This window comes from Terrabacter sp. P5_B1, from assembly GCF_056400505.1.
The window spans coordinates 1-2,201 of sequence record NZ_JBFULD010000480.1 but is presented as its reverse complement, the minus strand read 5'-3'; the positions used below and the strand labels follow the sequence as shown (position 1 = coordinate 2,201).

Sequence of the window (2,201 nt, the reverse complement as noted above, 5' to 3'; positions counted from 1 at the left end):
GCGCAAGGGCATCTGGGTCACGGTGCTGCTCGCCGTGCTGTCGACCCTCGGCCGGGTGCTGGTGCCCTTCGTCGTCCAGCGCATCACCGACGACGGCATCCTCGCTGCCGGCGGCCCCGACATGGCGGTCGTGGCGCGCTACATCGGGATCGCGCTCGTCGGTGTCGTCGTGACGGCCTTCTCTGCCTACTTCGTCAACATCCGCCTCTTCCGGTCGTCCGAGAACGGTCTGGCGACGTTGCGGCTCAAGGCGTTCCGTCACATCCACGACCTCGCGATGCTGACTCAGAACAGCGAACGGCGCGGGTCGCTCGTCTCCCGCGTGACGTCCGACGTCGACACGATCTCGATGTTCGTGCAGTTCGGCGGGCTCATGCTGCTGATCAACATCGCGCAGATCACGCTCGCGACGGTGCTCATGGTCGTCTACAGCCCGCTGCTCGGCCTGGTCGTGTGGCTCTGCTTCGTGCCGCTGTTCGTCATCATCCGCAAGTTCCAGGGCGTCGTCGGCCGGGCCTACACGCGGGTGCGCGAGCGCGTCGGCGACATGCTCGGCGCGATCTCCGAGGCCGTCGTCGGTGCCCAGGCGATCCGCGCCTACGGCGTCGAGGACCGCACGGCCGAGCGCATCGACGCCGCCGTCGAGTCGCACCGCAAGGCCGCCATCGGCGCCCAGGCCCGCTCGGTGGTCGCGTTCACGTCGGGCCAGCTCGTCTCCGGCTTGACCACCGCGGTCGTCCTCGTCGTGGGCACGATCCTCGCCGCGCGGGGGAGCCTCACCCTCGGCGAGCTGCTCGCCTTCCTCTTCCTCGTCAACCTCTTCACGCAGCCCGTGCAGCAGGCCACCGAGATCCTCAACGAGATGCAGAACGCCGTCGCGGGCTGGCGCCGCGTCATCGGCATCATCGACACCCCGGCCGACGTCTCCGACCCCGGCGAGTCCGGCGTGACGCTGCCGCGTGGGCCGATCACCGTGCAGTTCAACGAGGTCGGATTCGCCTATCCCGGCGGCGAGCCCGTGCTCCACGACATCGACCTCACCATCGCGCCGCGCAGTCGGGTGGCCATCGTCGGCGAAACCGGATCGGGCAAGTCGACGCTGGCCAAGCTGCTGACCCGGCTCATGGACTCGAGCAGCGGGCAGGTGCTCCTCGACGGGGTCGACCTGCGCACGATCCGCTTCTCCTCGCTCCGTTCCCGCGTCGTGCTCGTGCCGCAGGAGGGCTTCCTCTTCGACGGCACGCTGCTCGACAACATCCGCTTCGGACGCCCCGAGGCGAGTGAGGAGGACGTCCGGCTCACGCTCACGGAGCTCGGACTGGACCCCTGGGTGTCCACGCTGCCCCTGGGGCTGGCGACGGATGTCGGGCAGCGCGGGGAGTCCCTGTCGGCGGGGGAGCGCCAGCTCGTGGCGCTCGCCCGGGCCTACCTCGCCGACCCCGACCTGCTCGTCCTCGACGAGGCCACGTCCGCGGTCGACCCGAGCACCGAGGTGCGCATCCAGCGAGCCCTCGACTCGCTGACCCGCGGCCGCACGTCGATCGCCATCGCGCACCGGCTCTCGACCGCCCAGGCCGCCGACGAGGTCATCGTCGTCGATGCGGRGCGCATCGTCGAGCGCGGTCCCCACACCGAGCTCGTCCGCCTCGGGGGCGTCTACTCGAAGCTGCACGAGTCGTGGGTGGCCCAGCAGCAGGCGGTCTGAGCAGTCACGGCAGAATGTCCGGGTGACCGACGCCCTTGACCCGATGCCCGACCCGACCGTCCTCGACCCCCAGATCGCCGAGCTGCTCAAGCGCGACGAGCACGGACTCGTCGCAGCCGTCGTGCAGCAGCACGACACGGGCGACGTCCTCATGGTGGGCTGGATGGACGACGAGGCCCTGCGCCGCACGCTCGGGGAGGGCCGTGTGACCTTCTGGTCGCGCAGCCGTCAGGAGTACTGGCGCAAGGGCGACACGAGCGGCCACGTGCAGTGGGTCAAGGGGGTGCGCCTCGACTGCGACGGGGACGCGCTGCTCCTCTCGGTCGACCAGGTCGGCGCGGCCTGCCACACCGGCGACCGCACCTGCTTCGACGCGCGAGTCCTCCCCGCCACCGTCGGGGAGCCCGCCCCCGAGGCCCCCACCCCCTCCTGACCGTCGAAAGGCCACGTACGGCCGCCTCCTGACCGTCGAGAGGCCACGTGTGGCCGCCTCCTG

Annotated in this window: 2 protein-coding genes; both read left to right on the top strand. The window is 70.8% G+C overall.

Features of this window, described 5'->3' with window-relative positions:
• Window positions 1-1,705 (top strand): ABC transporter ATP-binding protein (locus AC1DP0_RS21130; RefSeq protein ID WP_478088399.1); only part of this gene is annotated, 1,705 nt, incomplete at its 5' end.
• A 43-nt stretch (window positions 1,706-1,748) separates the two neighbouring features.
• Window positions 1,749-2,138, top strand: a complete 390-nt coding sequence (hisI, locus tag AC1DP0_RS21125; RefSeq protein ID WP_478088401.1) for a phosphoribosyl-AMP cyclohydrolase — start codon at window positions 1,749-1,751, stop codon at window positions 2,136-2,138.
• The last annotated feature ends 63 nt before the right edge of the window (window positions 2,139-2,201 follow it).

Excerpts from the sequence above, each read along its gene's own strand:
- hisI (WP_478088401.1), top strand. The coding sequence starts at position 1,749 with ATGCCCGACCCGACCGTCCTCGACCCCCAGATCGCCGAGCTGCTCAAG.